At 61.1% G+C, this 13,772-nt stretch carries 12 protein-coding genes and 1 pseudogene; 11 read left to right on the top strand and 2 right to left on the bottom strand.

The window, feature by feature from the left end; translation table 11 throughout:
- From FHS06_RS08825 to FHS06_RS08835, 3 genes and pseudogenes are all read left to right on the top strand, one after another.
- Positions 1-301 (top strand): annotated as a pseudogene (locus FHS06_RS08825) (SDR family oxidoreductase); the annotation flags it as partial.
- Positions 278-1,786: an alpha-hydroxy-acid oxidizing protein gene (locus tag FHS06_RS08830; protein ID WP_310734800.1), complete on the top strand. Its 1,509-nt coding sequence runs from the start codon at positions 278-280 to the stop codon at positions 1,784-1,786. The pseudogene FHS06_RS08825 and the gene FHS06_RS08830, both read left to right, overlap by 24 nt.
- A gap of 217 nt (positions 1,787-2,003) precedes the next feature.
- Positions 2,004-2,456, top strand: a complete 453-nt coding sequence (locus tag FHS06_RS08835; protein ID WP_167048516.1) for a hypothetical protein — start codon at positions 2,004-2,006, stop codon at positions 2,454-2,456.
- Between the two features lie 4 nt (positions 2,457-2,460).
- Here FHS06_RS08835 and FHS06_RS08840 read toward each other — a convergent pair whose 3' ends face one another.
- The gene (locus tag FHS06_RS08840; RefSeq protein ID WP_167048518.1) at positions 2,461-3,354 is read right to left on the bottom strand and encodes an EamA family transporter; all 894 of its coding nucleotides are present in this window, start codon (positions 3,352-3,354) and stop codon (positions 2,461-2,463) included.
- A gap of 56 nt (positions 3,355-3,410) precedes the next feature.
- On the opposite strand from FHS06_RS08840, the gene FHS06_RS08845 reads away from it, so the two are divergent.
- The 3 genes from FHS06_RS08845 to FHS06_RS08855 are packed head-to-tail and all read left to right on the top strand — an operon-like array spanning position 3,411 to position 7,431.
- Positions 3,411-5,666: an MMPL family transporter gene (locus tag FHS06_RS08845; RefSeq protein ID WP_167048519.1), complete on the top strand. Its 2,256-nt coding sequence runs from the start codon at positions 3,411-3,413 to the stop codon at positions 5,664-5,666.
- A complete protein-coding gene (locus FHS06_RS08850) occupies positions 5,663-6,247 on the top strand; it encodes an isochorismatase family protein (RefSeq protein WP_167048520.1) in 585 nt (194 codons plus the stop codon). Before FHS06_RS08845 ends, FHS06_RS08850 begins: the two co-directional genes overlap by 4 nt.
- Positions 6,244-7,431 carry a cation:proton antiporter gene (locus tag FHS06_RS08855; protein ID WP_167048521.1) on the top strand — a complete coding sequence of 396 codons (1,188 nt, stop codon included), beginning with the start codon at positions 6,244-6,246 and terminating at the stop codon, positions 7,429-7,431. The genes FHS06_RS08850 and FHS06_RS08855 overlap by 4 nt, the downstream gene beginning before the upstream one ends.
- 169 nt (positions 7,432-7,600) lie before the next feature.
- Here FHS06_RS08855 and FHS06_RS08860 read toward each other — a convergent pair whose 3' ends face one another.
- Positions 7,601-8,947 (bottom strand): HNH endonuclease signature motif containing protein, encoded by a 1,347-nt coding sequence (locus FHS06_RS08860; RefSeq protein ID WP_167048522.1) that lies wholly within the window; start codon positions 8,945-8,947, stop codon positions 7,601-7,603.
- Between the two features lie 255 nt (positions 8,948-9,202).
- Here FHS06_RS08860 and FHS06_RS08865 point away from each other — a divergent pair, with 255 nt between their 5' ends.
- The 5 genes from FHS06_RS08865 (at position 9,203) to FHS06_RS08885 (ending at position 13,631) form a co-directional block, all read left to right on the top strand.
- Positions 9,203-10,867 carry an excalibur calcium-binding domain-containing protein gene (locus FHS06_RS08865; protein ID WP_182486477.1) on the top strand — a complete coding sequence of 555 codons (1,665 nt, stop codon included), beginning with the start codon at positions 9,203-9,205 and terminating at the stop codon, positions 10,865-10,867.
- Positions 10,868-11,087: 220 nt separating this feature from the next.
- A complete protein-coding gene (locus tag FHS06_RS08870; RefSeq protein ID WP_167048523.1) occupies positions 11,088-11,645 on the top strand; it encodes a hypothetical protein in 558 nt (185 codons plus the stop codon).
- 163 nt (positions 11,646-11,808) lie between these two features.
- The gene (locus FHS06_RS08875) at positions 11,809-12,309 is read left to right on the top strand and encodes a hypothetical protein (protein ID WP_167048524.1); all 501 of its coding nucleotides are present in this window, start codon (positions 11,809-11,811) and stop codon (positions 12,307-12,309) included.
- A 213-nt stretch (positions 12,310-12,522) separates the two neighbouring features.
- Positions 12,523-12,972: a hypothetical protein gene (locus tag FHS06_RS08880; protein ID WP_167048525.1), complete on the top strand. Its 450-nt coding sequence runs from the start codon at positions 12,523-12,525 to the stop codon at positions 12,970-12,972.
- Positions 12,973-13,253: 281 nt separating this feature from the next.
- Positions 13,254-13,631 (top strand): hypothetical protein, encoded by a 378-nt coding sequence (locus tag FHS06_RS08885; RefSeq protein ID WP_167048526.1) that lies wholly within the window; start codon positions 13,254-13,256, stop codon positions 13,629-13,631.
- The last annotated feature ends 141 nt before the right edge of the window (positions 13,632-13,772 follow it).

The raw sequence follows: 13,772 nt of genomic DNA on the forward strand, positions 1-13,772 counted from the left end.
GACGGCGCGGTCGGCGTGGCCGCGAACGTCGCCGACGCCGCGGGGGTTCAGGCCGCGATCGACGCGACACTGCTCGCGTTCGGCAGCATCGACCTCGTGGTCAACAACGCGGGTCTGTCGCTGTCGAAGCCCCTTCTCGAAACCACCGAGAAGGACTGGGACCTGCAGCACCACGTCATGGCGAAGGGGTCGTTCCTCGTCGCCAAGGCTGCCGCCAAGGCTCTCATCAACCAGGGGATGGGTGGGGGGATGTCATCTACATTCGTCCAAGAACTCGGTGTTCGCCGGCCCGAACAACATCATCGGCGTGGACTCATGGGCCGTCGACTACGCGCTGTTGCGCGACGGCTCGATGCTCGACAACCCGTTCCACTACCGCGACGCGCGCACGGCCCGGGGCGTCGATGCAGTGCACGCGCGCGCGCCCCACGCCGACCTGTACGCCCGCAACGGTCTGCAGTTTCTGCCGTTCAACACCCTGTATCAGCTCGCCGCAGAACGTCAGGCGTTTCTCGAATTCGCCGATCGGCTGCTGCTCATTCCCGACCTCTTCGCCTACTGGTTCACGGGCACGGAGCGCGCCGAGGCCACGAACGCGTCGACCACGGGGTTGTTCGGTGTCCGTGACGGTGCATGGGACCGCGACCTTCTGAGCACTCTGGGTCTTCCCGCGAAGCGCCGCACGCCCAAGGCCGCCTTCGACTACACGGACGGCGCCGCCGAGGGTGAGTTGTCCCTCGCCCGCGCGCGCCATGCGTTCGAGGACATCGAGTTCCACCCGGGCACCCGGCGTCCCGCCGAGCACGCCGACACGTCCGTCGAGATCCTCGGCGGACCCAGCGCCCTGCCGTTCGGGATCGCGCCGACCGGATTCACTCGTCTGATGCAGACGGGGGGCGAGATCGCGGGCGCATCCGCTGCTGCAGCCGCCGGCATCCCATTCACCCTTTCTACCCTCGGCACGTCCTCGATCGAGAGTGTGAAGGCGTCCAACCCGGCCGGACGCAACTGGTTCCAGCTGTACGTGATGCGCGAGCGCGAGATCTCGTACGAACTCGTCCGTCGCGCAGCTGCGGCCGGGTTCGACACCCTGATGTTCACCGTCGACACCCCGATCGCCGGAGCGCGGCTGCGCGACAAACGCAACGGCTTCTCGATCCCGCCGCAGCTGACGCTCGGAACGATCGTGAATGCGATCCCGCGGCCCTGGTGGTGGGTGGACTTCCTGACCACACCCAAGCTCGAGCTCGCGTCACTGACCGACACCGGGGGCACTGTGGGCGATCTGCTCAACGCGGCCATGGACCCGACGATCAGCTTCGACGACCTCGCGGTCATCCGAGACCTGTGGCCGGGAAAGATCGTGGTCAAGGGTGTCCAGAACGTCGAAGATTCGGTGCGCCTGGTCGATGCCGGTGTCGACGGCATCGTGCTGTCGAACCACGGCGGCCGCCAGCTCGACCGGGCGGCGATCCCTTTCCACCTGCTGCCACAGGTGGTGCGCGAAGTGGGACCGGACGCCACCGTGATGGTCGACACCGGCATCATGAACGGCGCCGACATCGTCGCATCCATCGCGCTCGGGGCGAAGTTCACCCTCATCGGCCGTGCCTACCTCTACGGGCTGATGGCCGGCGGACGCGAAGGTGTCGATCGCGCCATCCACATCCTGCGCAGCGAGATCGAGCGCACGATGACGCTGCTGGGTGTGTCATCGCTCGACGAGTTGCAGCCTTCGCACGTCACGCAGCTGACGCGTCTGGTGCCCCGCGCGGACACCAAGTGACTCCGGCTCGCGTGTGGACGCAGTGTTGAGACGCTGCCGTCACCGTTGTTTTGAGGCACCACCCACGAAGCTGCTGCTCGTGCCCACCGCGTGCCTACGAGCCACCCCAACCGACCCGAAGGCGCTGATCGAACTGGGCGTGGAACCCGCGTGAATCCGCCGTTCGTAATCGAGCACGACCGCCGGAACGGCACGGGCTAGGGTACGATTCGCTTAGGTGTCTCCACAACAAGGCGTACGCCTGGAGGCTGCGATGGAACACGTCGTAGACATGCTGCTCGAGATTATGTCTTGGGTAGGTATCGGTACTGGCATTCTCGTCAGTATCGCGGCCGTTATCCTCCATCTTGCCGATGGGCATTGGGTGCCAATACGCGCTTATGTCGATAGGGATGTCGACACCGATAGCGATACCGATAGCGATGAAACTGTCGCGCGTTGGTTTGACGACACAGGCAAGGTTGGCCGGGTTGTCTTGCGACCTGAGCACATCGAGCGCGTCGACGGCGACATGATCGATATCTACTGCCGGCGCGGAAGCCTTAGTCGCTATCGTGTGACACCCGGGTGGCCCCTCGCTCGAGCCACTGGTCTATTCGGTGCTGGGTTGCTTGCGCTCGGCATTGTGGCTGTGGCGGTCTCGTTCATTCTGCTTTTCGTACGCGGATAAACCCCTACGCGATTGCAAGCAGCGCGCCAGCGGCGACGGCAAGAACGAGGCCGATCGCTTGTACCGGCGCGATCCGCTCTCGCAGCACGATGGCCGCGAGCAGGATAGTTCCGGCCGGATACAGGGCAGTCAGGGCCGAAACTATCGACAGTTGTCCTTCGCGAAGCGCGATGAGCAAGAGCACGTTCGCAAGGGCATCGGTGACGCCGCAGCCGATTGCGAGCATCCACGCGCGTCGGAGCCCTGCAGTGCCGACTGCGCGCGGACGAAGCGGAGATGTTGCACCCTCGCCGCGGCGAACCGCAACAACAATGAGCGCGACCACAATCGACCCCGTAATCGCGGTATTGACGGCACGGTTAATAACCAACGGAATCAGTCCGCTGCTCTCTGATGTGTGGTTGATCAGTATGAGGAACGCCCCGATAGACAGACCAGAACCGATCGCCATCGCGACCCCGAGCGCCGAGGGTCGTACCGTCCGCTGCCCCGGAATGAAGCCCACGAGCACGACCGCGACAACAGCGAGTGCGAGGCCGATGTATCCCACGGATGCCAGTGTCTCCCCGTCGATCAGCAGCCCCCAGAGCATGGGGGCGATTGCCGAGACCACAGCCGTCAGCGGCGAGAGGATGCTCATCGGCCCGATTGCGAGGCACGCGTAGAGCAGGCCGATAGCGAGCGCTCCTGCAATGCCAGATAGTGCACCCCATATGACGTCTTCGCGGTTCCACGTGCCACCGAAAAACGGCGCGGCGACAAGCAAGAGCATCAGCCCAGAGCCGGCAGCTGTTGCCGTCACGACGATTGCTTTCAGCTGACGCGCGGCAAGGCCGCCGAGGAAGTCGGCGGAGCCATAGATGAGCGCGCCCACAAGCGCGACGACAGCAGAGAACATTCTGGCCAGCCTAAAGGGGCTAGCGAAAATATCTTTTCGCTAGATAAGCTAGTTACATGGCGAACGAACGACGTGTGCAACCGACGCGATGGCTTCGAGTCGGTATTCCTGTTCTTCTCGTGCTTGTGTGGCTCATCGGCGGATCTGTCGGTGGGCCCTACTTCGGCAAGGTCGACGAAGTCTCAAGCAACGATCAATCGAGTTACCTGCCTTCGAGTGCAGATGCTACCCAGGTCACTGAACGGCTCACCGACTTCACCGGCAACGACAGTATCCCGGCTCTCGTCGTTGTGACCGGTGATGGCGAATTGACCGATGCTCAGATCGCAGACCTACAGACACTCGTTACAGACATCGGCAATCTCCCCGGGGTTTTGGGCGATGTGTCGCCCCCGGTGATCTCTGACGACGGCGAAGCCGCGCAAATTTTCGTGCCGTTGAGCGCTGCGGATGACGTGGGCGATGTCGTGGGAGAGCTCCGCACCATGATCGCCGACGAATTACCGGCTGGACTCGACGCATGGGTCACAGGCCCTGCGGGGTTCACCGCTGATCTCGTTGCTGGCTTCCTCGGGATCGATGGGCTCCTGCTCCTCGTTGCGCTCGGTGCTGTGTTCGTCATTTTGATCATCGTCTACCGCTCGCCGCTTCTTCCCGTGCTTGTGCTGTTGACGTCGACGTTCGCGCTGTGCGTTGCGCTTTTGACCGTGTGGTGGCTCGCCAAAGCCGAAATTCTCGTACTCAACGGTCAGGTGCAAGGCATCCTGTTCATCCTGGTGATCGGTGCGGCGACGGATTACGCCCTGCTGTATGTTGCGCGGTTCCGAGAATCGATCGGTCAAGGACAACACCGATGGGATGCCACGCGCTCGGCCTGGCGAGGAGCATTTGAGCCCATTCTCGCCTCCGGTGGCACCGTCATCGCAGGTCTTCTCTGCCTGTTGCTCTCTGATCTCGCCACCAACCGCGCGCTCGGCCCCATTGCCTCGATCGGCATTGCGTTCTCGATGCTCTCGGCCCTGACGTTCTTGCCGGCGCTTCTGGCGCTTGTTGGCCGCGCTGCATTCTGGCCGTTCATTCCGAAGCACGGCATGGTGGCGATTCCGGACGACCTCACTCAGCCCGTGAAGGGTCTCTGGCCGCGCCAGGCGCGCTTTATCGCGCGTCACGCACGCCCGGTATGGATCATCTGCACGGTGGTGTTGCTTGCGGCATCCGTGGGCATTCTGCAGCTCAAAGCTGACGGTGTGCCAACGAGCGATCTTGTTCTTGGCGCATCGCAAGCGCGTGATGGTCAAGATGTGCTGGGTGAGCACTTTCCGGGTGGGTCTGGAAGCCCGGCCTACGTGATCGTGCCCGAGAACGACCTGGCCGAAACCGTCACCGTGCTTGATGAGTCGTCGGGAATTGACGCCGTCGCTGTCTCATCCGAAGACTCACCGACGGGTCAAGCGAGCGTCACTATTGAAGACGGCGCGCCAGTGTTTGCGGCCGTGGGCCCGCCCGGCACCGCGGCGCCCACAGCGACGGTTTCGGACGGTGACGTGTTGGTCGTTGCGACCCTTACGGATGCCGCAGACTCGATGGCCGCAGAAGACACCGTCCGCGAGCTGCGCACGTCGCTGGGCGACAGTCTCGGCGAGGGTACGGCGATTGTCGGGGGAGTGACCGCGACTGACATCGATACGAACGACACGTCGATTCGCGACCGCACTCTGATCATTCCGGTCGTGCTCATTGTGATCCTGCTGATCTTGATGCTGTTGCTACGCGCGGTTATCGCTCCGGTGCTGTTGATCCTCAGCGTGATTATTTCGTTTGGAGCGGCGCTCGGGGTGAGCGCGCTCGTCTTCAACCACCTCTTCAACTTTGCCGGCGCCGACCCAGCCGTTCCGCTTTATGGATTCGTGTTCCTCGTCGCCCTCGGTGTCGACTACAACATCTTCTTGATGTCGAGAGTGCGCGAGGAGGCGCTCGGTCACGGCACGAGGCGCGGCATTCTGCGTGGGCTTGTCGCCACGGGCGGCGTCATCACGTCCGCTGGTCTCGTGTTGGCTGCCACCTTCGCCGCGCTCGGCGTGATCCCGATCCTGTTCCTCGCGCAGCTGGCGTTCATCGTGGCCTTCGGTGTGCTGCTCGATACGTTTATCGTCCGCTCACTGTTGGTGCCGGCGGTGGCTTACGACATGGGCCGTGCGATCTGGTGGCCGTCTAAACTGTGGCGCCACGGCCCTGAAACTCTCGAGCAGTCGGGAGATGAGGCATCCGAGACGATGACACGAGCCGAGTACCGACGTACGCTCGAGTCATGAGTAAGGCACTGTTTATCGTTGACGTTCAGAACGACTTCACCGAACACGGCGCTTTAGGCGTTCAAGGTGGGGATGCCGTGGCTGCACGCATCTCGAAGTTTGTCGCCGAGCATGCCGGTGACTACGAGATCATCGTCGCATCCCGAGACTGGCACGACGGCTCGAATGACAATGGCGGCCATTTTGCGGAATCGCCAGACTTCGTTGACACCTGGCCTGTGCACTGCGTTGCTGGCACCGCTGGGGCCGAATATGACCCGGAATTCGACACGTCGCTTGTGACATACCACCTCAAAAAGGGCCAAGGAAAGCCGGCCTATTCTCTGTTTGAAGCGACGAGCGACGAAGGGCTCACCGCGACGGCACTTTTGGAACAACACGGCATTCTCGATATCGACGTCGTTGGTCTTGCCACCGACTATTGCGTGCGGGCATCTGCGCTTGACGCGGTAGCTGCAGGTAGGCGCGTGCGGGTGTTTACCGATCTTGTTGCGGGGGTTCACGCTGAATCGAGCGACTCAGCTCTTGCCGAGATCGCTCACGCGGGCGCTGAGCTGGCGCAGACTCCACTTCGCGAATGATCATCGCCTTCGGGGCGGTGCTCCTGGTCGCAATCCTCATCTCGGGGATCGCGAATCGCACGGTGTTATCGACAGCTGTGCTGTTCCTTTTTGCCGGCTTCGCACTCGGCGATGGTGTTCTTGGCGTCATTAATTTGGAAGCGGGAGATCCGGCAGTCAGCCTGATCGCTCAGCTCGCGCTGTTCGTTGTGCTTTTCACCGACGGCCAGCGCATCGCTGTGGGGGATCTCCGCCGTGCCTGGCGTTTGCCCGGTCGGGCGCTGCTCTTTGGCATGCCACTCACGTTCGTGGTTACGGCGTTCCTCGGGATGCTCCTCCTCGGTGTGCCCTGGATTCAAGCTGCCCTAGTAGCCGCTGTCCTTGCTCCGACCGACCCAGTGCTCTCGTCAGCAATCGTCGGCCGGGAAGAGATTCCTGGCCGCATCCGCCATCTGCTGAGTGTGGAGTCAGGGCTCAACGACGGCCTCGCGCTGCCGGCGGTATTGATCTTCTTGGCCATCGCTGATGGTCAGCAGACCGAGTTCGGACTTCTTGCGCTTGAGCTTGTCGGTGGCATCGTCTTGGGTGTTGCCGTGACGCTGCTGGTTGCACTGCTCGTGAAGCTTCGGTTCTTCCCCTCCACCCCGCTGTATGCGTCTTTGACGCCTGTCGCGATTGCGTGCCTGATCTTCGGCATCAGCACAGCTACCGGCGCCAACCTTTATCTCGCAGCGTTTGCCGCTGGCATCACGATTGCCACCGCTATGCCAGAGGTACGAGACTCGTTCATCGAGTTTGGCGACTACGTGGCCGAAGTGGTCAAGCTCCTGGCGCTGTTCGTTTTCGGAGCGCTGATCTCGCCCGCCGTTCTTGGTGACGTCAGCATAGGGGGCTACATCTTCTGCGCTCTCACGCTGGTGCTGGCTCGCCCGCTCGCGGTCGAAGTGTCGCTTATCGGTAGTCGGCTGCCGTGGGAAGAGCGGGCTACCGCAGCGTGGTTTGGGCCCAAGGGCTTCGCGTCGGTGCTTTATGGACTCCTCGTGCTGCAGAGCGGGCTCGTGGATGCCACACACCTCTTCCACATCATCGTGGTTGCGATTTCGTTCTCGATCATTGCGCACTCATCGACCGACGTGCCGATAGCCAGGTGGTTCGCGAAGCGCGAGCAAGAAGACCGCGATCGGGCCGCCGCCAGCCCGACCTAGGCCTTCATCGGCGCCATCTCTTGAAGCGCACGCGCTACCGGGGCCGGCTCTGGCTGGTCGGTCGAGGTTGATACCCAGGTCGAGGTCGAGGTTGATACCCAGGTCCAGGTCCAGGTCCAGGTCGAGCTCGTGACGTTGGCTTGATCGCGCGCCTGGCGCCACCTCGCGTTTAAAAGGGCGGATGCGGATCGGGCAAATCAGGTGACTCGGGCAAATCAGGTTCGAATGCGACCCCGGGTGGTTTGTCGGTGTAGCTTCGCCCGGTCGGTGACGTCCACTCCAGAACCCCGTCGCCGCGTTGCTTCACCGTCCACCTGCTCGCGTGTTTCAAACTGTGATGCCTTCGACACAGATGCGCCAGATTGTGTTGATGCGTTGGTCCGCCGAGGGCGGCATCTACTGTGTGGTCAATGTCGCAGCGGTGGGTGGGCATGCGGCATCCGACGAATCTGCAGTGTTGATCTCGTGCCCTGAGCTGCCGCTTCAATTGATCGCTTGGGCGGTACCGATCGACCGCGACCACTGTGCCTGTCACGGGCCGAGTGAACACTCGATCCCAACCCGGAGCGGTACCGGCGACCCGCCGCGCACTCTCGGGATCAACGAGACTCAAGCCCGACAGGTCCGCGGGCGTCGATGAGGTGCCCGCCAGCGTGGTCGCAGGCACCGTGACCTGCACGATCGCCCGGATCGCACCCAACCCGCCGCAATCATCGCCCGCGAGTGGGTCGAGACTCGGCACCGAGGTGAGCAGCATGTCGGAGAACAGGTCGGCCCGGATTTGGTCCGTCGTCCGCCGATCATCCACCACAGGCTCATCTTCGGCGTGAATCTTCGTGCCGTAGTCAGACCGCCCAGCCTGGAAGTCCTTCAATGCTCGGGCCTGCTGCGTGAGTCGGTTGAAGATCCCGTGCGCCTGCACTGACGGCAGCACCGCATTGATCGAACTCATCCCATCGGCAAGATCGAACACCCGCACCGTACGCGTCGCGTTCGCATCATTGAAGCGTTCCTGAAGAGTGCGCGGCTGTGCCTTCTCCGCCAACGCCACAGCAAAACCCCGCAGCCTCCCCGGTGTCTCGGCCTCAGCAACCGCTACGACGTCGCGGTCGTACCGGGCTTTAGCTGCGGCATCCGTGAGGTTCACGCCCGCTCGCAGGATCTCTTGCACGTGCCGTTCTGATATGCGCCCCGCGCTCCACGACGTGAATGTCTCGGGGTAGTGTTCGGTGATTTCCATCGCCTCGTCGATGCGGTTTTGCGTGGTGCGATCCGACATCCGCAATGCCGCCGCGAATTCTGCGGCCATGGATCGCATCGGAATCTCGCGCTCCCGCGATTCACGTGACGGAATGAGGCGCATCTCCGCGAGGGCCATACGCCCGCCTTCTGCGAAATCTTCTGCCAGTCCTGCCTGCAGCTGCGCGATCTGCGCCAGGCGAGATTCTGCCGACGACACAATCTCAGCCCGGGTGCGTGCCCCGGCCGAGTGGTGTGTGGTCGTGTTCTCTGACATGACTCAAGTATCGAACATACCTCCGACATTGACCACGCTAGGCCAGCTTGTGCGGTTTCGCCCGAAAGGCTTTGCGTCGATGCTGTCCGGGCTGCGGCGACTCGCTCGCCCCGACGATCTCTGACGTCTCGTCGGGCCCATGAATGTGGTATTCATTAGCTGTGCGTGAGTTGACGCTCACAACAGTGCATTCATCTACGTCGACGCGGCCGAAGTCCTCCGCAACGGCGCCTGGGGGTAGTAGGGGGTGCTGCGATGAGCAGCAAATTGCGCGCGCGCATCACGCGTTCTTCGGCGAAGTTGGCCGTGACCGCGCTGGTTGCGGTATCGATCAGTTTCATGCCACAGCAAGCGATGGCTGCAGAATCGCCGTTGCCCGAGCCGAGTGGCAGCGTGACCGTCGAGCCGAGTACATCGCCCACCATCGACGTTGTTTCGTCACTCTTGACGGATATTCCGACAATTTCGGGAACGCCCAAAGTCGGTTCCACGCTGACTGTTAACCCGGGTGAGTGGGAAGCAGGCGCGAGCTTCTCCTATCAATGGTTTGCTGACGATGCTCCACTTTTATCCGCGACACAAGCGACGCTGAAGCTCGCGAACACGATGGCTGGCACGCGCATTTCTGTGCAGGTCACCGGGGCAAAGGAAAGCTTTGAATCGGCATCAGAGACTTCGCTCGCGACCTCGGTGGTTGCGGGAGGCATTCTCGCCGCGGTGACGCCGAAAATCTCCGGCACCGCCGCGATCGGGTTGAAGCTCACGGCAGTTACCGGCTCCTGGACGATCGGCACAGCGATCTCGTTCCAGTGGTACGCGAGCGGTAAAGCTCTCTCGGGGGCGACATCTTCGACGTACGTCGTCACGTCGTCGCTTTCCGCAGCTCAGATATCGGTGAAGGTCACCGGAGCCAAGTCGGGCTTCACATCCGTCTCCAAGACATCGTCAGTGACGGCGCGGGTGCTCGCGTCGCCGGTACCGAAAATCTCCGGCTCTGCCGCTGTAGGTGCCAAACTGACGGCGAAGCCGGGGTCGTGGACGAGCGGGACGACCCTGAAATACCAGTGGTACGCGGACGGGAAGGCGATTTCAAAAGCGACCGGCGTGACGTATACGGTCAGCTCGTCGCTTGCGGGTAAGGCTATTTCGGTCAAGGTCGCTGGCACAAAATCGGGGTATGCATGGGTCTCACGCACATCGTCAGGCGCAGCCCTCGTGCTTCTGGCAGCGACGCCGAAGGTGTCTGGCACAGCTGCGATTGGTTCGAAACTGACGGTCTCGCGTGGTTCTTGGACAAGCGGCACGACCTTCAAATACCAGTGGTACGCGAGCGGCGAAGCAATCTCGGGTGCGACCTCGTCAACATATGTTGTGACTGCGGCTCGAGCCGGCGCGCAAATTTCTGTGAAGGTCACCGGTTCGAAGTCAGGCTTCACAACGGTCGCGAAGACGTCGACATCCACCGCGAAGGTTCTCGCGGCATCCACACCGAAAATCTCAGGCTCCGTCAAAGCTGGGTCGACGCTTTCTGCAAAACCGGGTTCGTGGACGAGCGGCACCACACTCAAATACCAGTGGTACGCGAACGGCAAGGCATTATCAAAGGCAACTGGCGCGACGTACACGACAACAGCGTCGGCAGTGGGCAAGAAAATCACGCTGCGAGTGACCGGATCGAAATCAGGATACGTCTCTGTGTCTCGCACGTCGACCGCGACGGCGATGATTGTGGCACCGCCAAAACCGCCAAAGCCCGCCGCGCCTGCGAAACCAAGCCGGCCGGCGGACAACAAGAACTGCAGTGACTTCGCAAGTCAAGCGGCTGCGCAAGCGGCTTTCAACAAGTACTACCGGTATTACGGCGACGTCTTCGGCTTGGATGCTGACAAGGACCGAATCGCTTGTGAGTCCCTGCGATAGCTGTGCAGCCCGTTCACGCCGCTGAGAGTTCTATCGCGGGTTTTTCGTTTGTCGTAGAAGATGCGGGGCAGCTCCACGCGCAGGCACAACCGTCCGGCACCGAACGCGGCGTTTTCCCTGCAGGATTTGCCACCGCTATTTGAGAGTTTCCGGTCATATGGGAGTAAGAAACAGGCGCAATGTCGCACTTATTTGGGCTGCGGGCATCGTTGGAGTGGTCTTGCTTTCCGCGCGGGCAATTGCCTCGTTATACGAAGCTGGCGAGAAGTACGACGATATTGCCACGACCGTCCTGATCCTCGTGCTGACGGTCGTGGTGTGTTTCGCGATTTTTGCACTGATGACTTTCTTCCTGCGTCGGAACTCTTTTGGCGGGCTTGGGGTACTTCGTGAGCGGCACCCTGCTGCGCTGCTCTTCGTCGGCATGATTGGCGAAGACCAGAGGGAAGTGCTTGCGCAGGTGGTGAGTTCCAAACGTGCTCTTAGACTCCCGGTGTACTACAGCATGGTTGTCGAGAGCAGGCAGATGTTGATCTACAAGGGAAAAAGATTTGTGGGCAGCATGGACCTTGTCGACACGCGGTTCGAGATCGGAAGTGTGGATTTCCCGCTTCTTACCACTCCTACGTTGCGGATACGTTTTTCGAATCGAGCTTCAACCGCTCTTGTTGTGGTGCCGCTTTCGAAGTGGACGGCGTGGTTACCGAAGATGATGAAAGAAGACCTACTAGGACCGCTGGTTGACCAGCTCAACCGTTCGGTGGCGACGGCCGCGTAGATGTTCTTTATGCGCGCCTCTGACGGAGGACCGATGATGGCTAACGAGAGGAAGCGCGTTCGTTCGCTAGGCTGGACTCACTATTTTGGGGGTACGTGCGGCTCTTGAATCGAAATGATGTCGCGCTGGTTGGATGGGCTACGAGTTCTCGCATTGAGTGGCTATGAGTGATTCTGCTGTCGGCATTGCCGGTTTTCTCGGTTTGACGTGGGCGGCGATATTCTTTGGTATCTGCGGAGTTCTGTTAGTGATCGCGCGCCCTGCCGCATTCTGGTTCGCGCAATTTATGGAGAAGTCGCCTCTCCTTCTGCCTATGGAGCGGAGCAAGAAAGCCGCAATAAAGAAGTCGACCCCGGCTCGGCTGAGGGCGCAGCTCGCGGTGGGTCTTCCCGTTGCGGTTATTGTGCTGTTCAATCTGGCTGCGCTCTTGCGGAGAAACGGTACTTTTCCAGAGTCTTTGTCTATTCCGTTATCGGTTTTGGCGACTCTTCTCGGAATTCTGGTGGCGTTGGCTGCTGTTTTGATGATCGCGGCACGTACGACCTTGTTGCCGGTAACACCATCACAAAAAGCCCGTCGCGCACGCTACGCCCTCGCTGCGATCGTATGCGCGCTCATCGTCTTAGGCGCAGGGGTCCTTCTGCTTCTCCTTCCTTCCTCGTAGGAGCATCCCCACCAAAGGGACCTGACTTCGCCTGGACGGGGTGGCGCTAAACCGGCGGTGCTGTGTCTGATGGAATCAGATAGTCAAAGCCGCTCCGCTTGGGCAGGCGGCCGGTTCACAACACTTGCAACGTCGGGTGCATCACTCTCCGTCGAAGGCCCTGTCAAGGTAGGTGTGGTGAGGCCATAGTTAAACGACAATGAGAAGGCTGACGTGCTTGCACCAAGCGAGAGAATGAACCGCGGTCGACTTTGGTGGGCGGAGGGTGTTTCCCTGGCTGTTATTGCGGCGTTCTTCGTTGTCGACGACGGTACGGCGGGTTGGCCGCTCCTGAGCGGCCGCTGGGAGTTACGGCCGGATGCGCTGACTCAGCTTGTTCCGCTATTTGCGTGGGCTCTGAGTGTTCAGCTTGTGTTGCTTGGCGGGTTGTATCTATTCTTGCGCAGCGTGTCGCGTCCGGCGGGGCATTGGGAAATCACATTCGTTGTCGCGACTTGCATGGCAACGTCAATAGCGCCAGCTTCAGGGGTTCTCGTGTCGATGGAATTGTCCGGCGTTGAGGTCGTTTCGCTGGTCGCGTTTGGCTCGGGAATCGCAGGTTGTGCTGCTTGGCTTCCCATCACGCTTGCTCTAGCTATCAAGCACGTTCGTTTCCAGGTATGAAGGCGGGCGTTGAATCGCTCTGGGTTTGTTAGCGACTCTTGGCCATTATTCGGTTTTGACCAATCTCCAATTCCGCGCAGAGTTTGCTTCGTATAGAAGCGCAGCGCGGGCGAGACAACCCGGCGGATTCGTCCGATGGGAGGCCTCTCTCCAGAGGGCGCGGGCGGCTGGACCCGTGCAGAGTTCGGGCTATCGGAATTATGGTCGGTGATATGAGGAGCCTTGCCCACGTATCTTTCCTGATCGTTCTTTGCCTCGCGCTAACCGGGTGCGATCCACACATGTTCCAGGGACCGATTGCGCTGAGAGACACCGAGGGGTCGCTCGAGGTTGCGATCTGCGTAGACGGCGACGTAAGCAGAATTTCCGGGCTGGAGCGAGGGCGATCAACATCTCAGCAGTGGACGGAGTTTTGGTCTCTTGATACCCAGCAGAGCGTAAGTCCCGGGACCACCTTTGTTGCGGGTGCGCCAGGGTCTAATGGAGCCGAGGTGTTCAATACGCCGACTCTCGCCCCAGGGAGCGAACTCGATATCGCGTTTTTCGACGGCGATGAGACGATCGCGTCGGCTGTTTTCCGGATACCGTCGGAGGGAGCCCCCGCAGATGATTGGTTGCAGCCCGATGGGACGACCTCGTCGTCGGCTTGTCCAGATTGAACTTTCCGCAACAGCCTAGGGAGTATGCAACGTGGTAGGAACGGGAAGTTTCGATACGGTTTTGGTTCCCGACATCCTGTTGCGTGGGTTTTTCCTGCTGCTGAATCTGATCGCCGCTGAAACGTTGTTTCTGGGGATCCT

The organism is Microbacterium halimionae (assembly GCF_011761265.1).
GTDB lineage: Bacteria > Actinomycetota > Actinomycetes > Actinomycetales > Microbacteriaceae > Microbacterium > Microbacterium halimionae.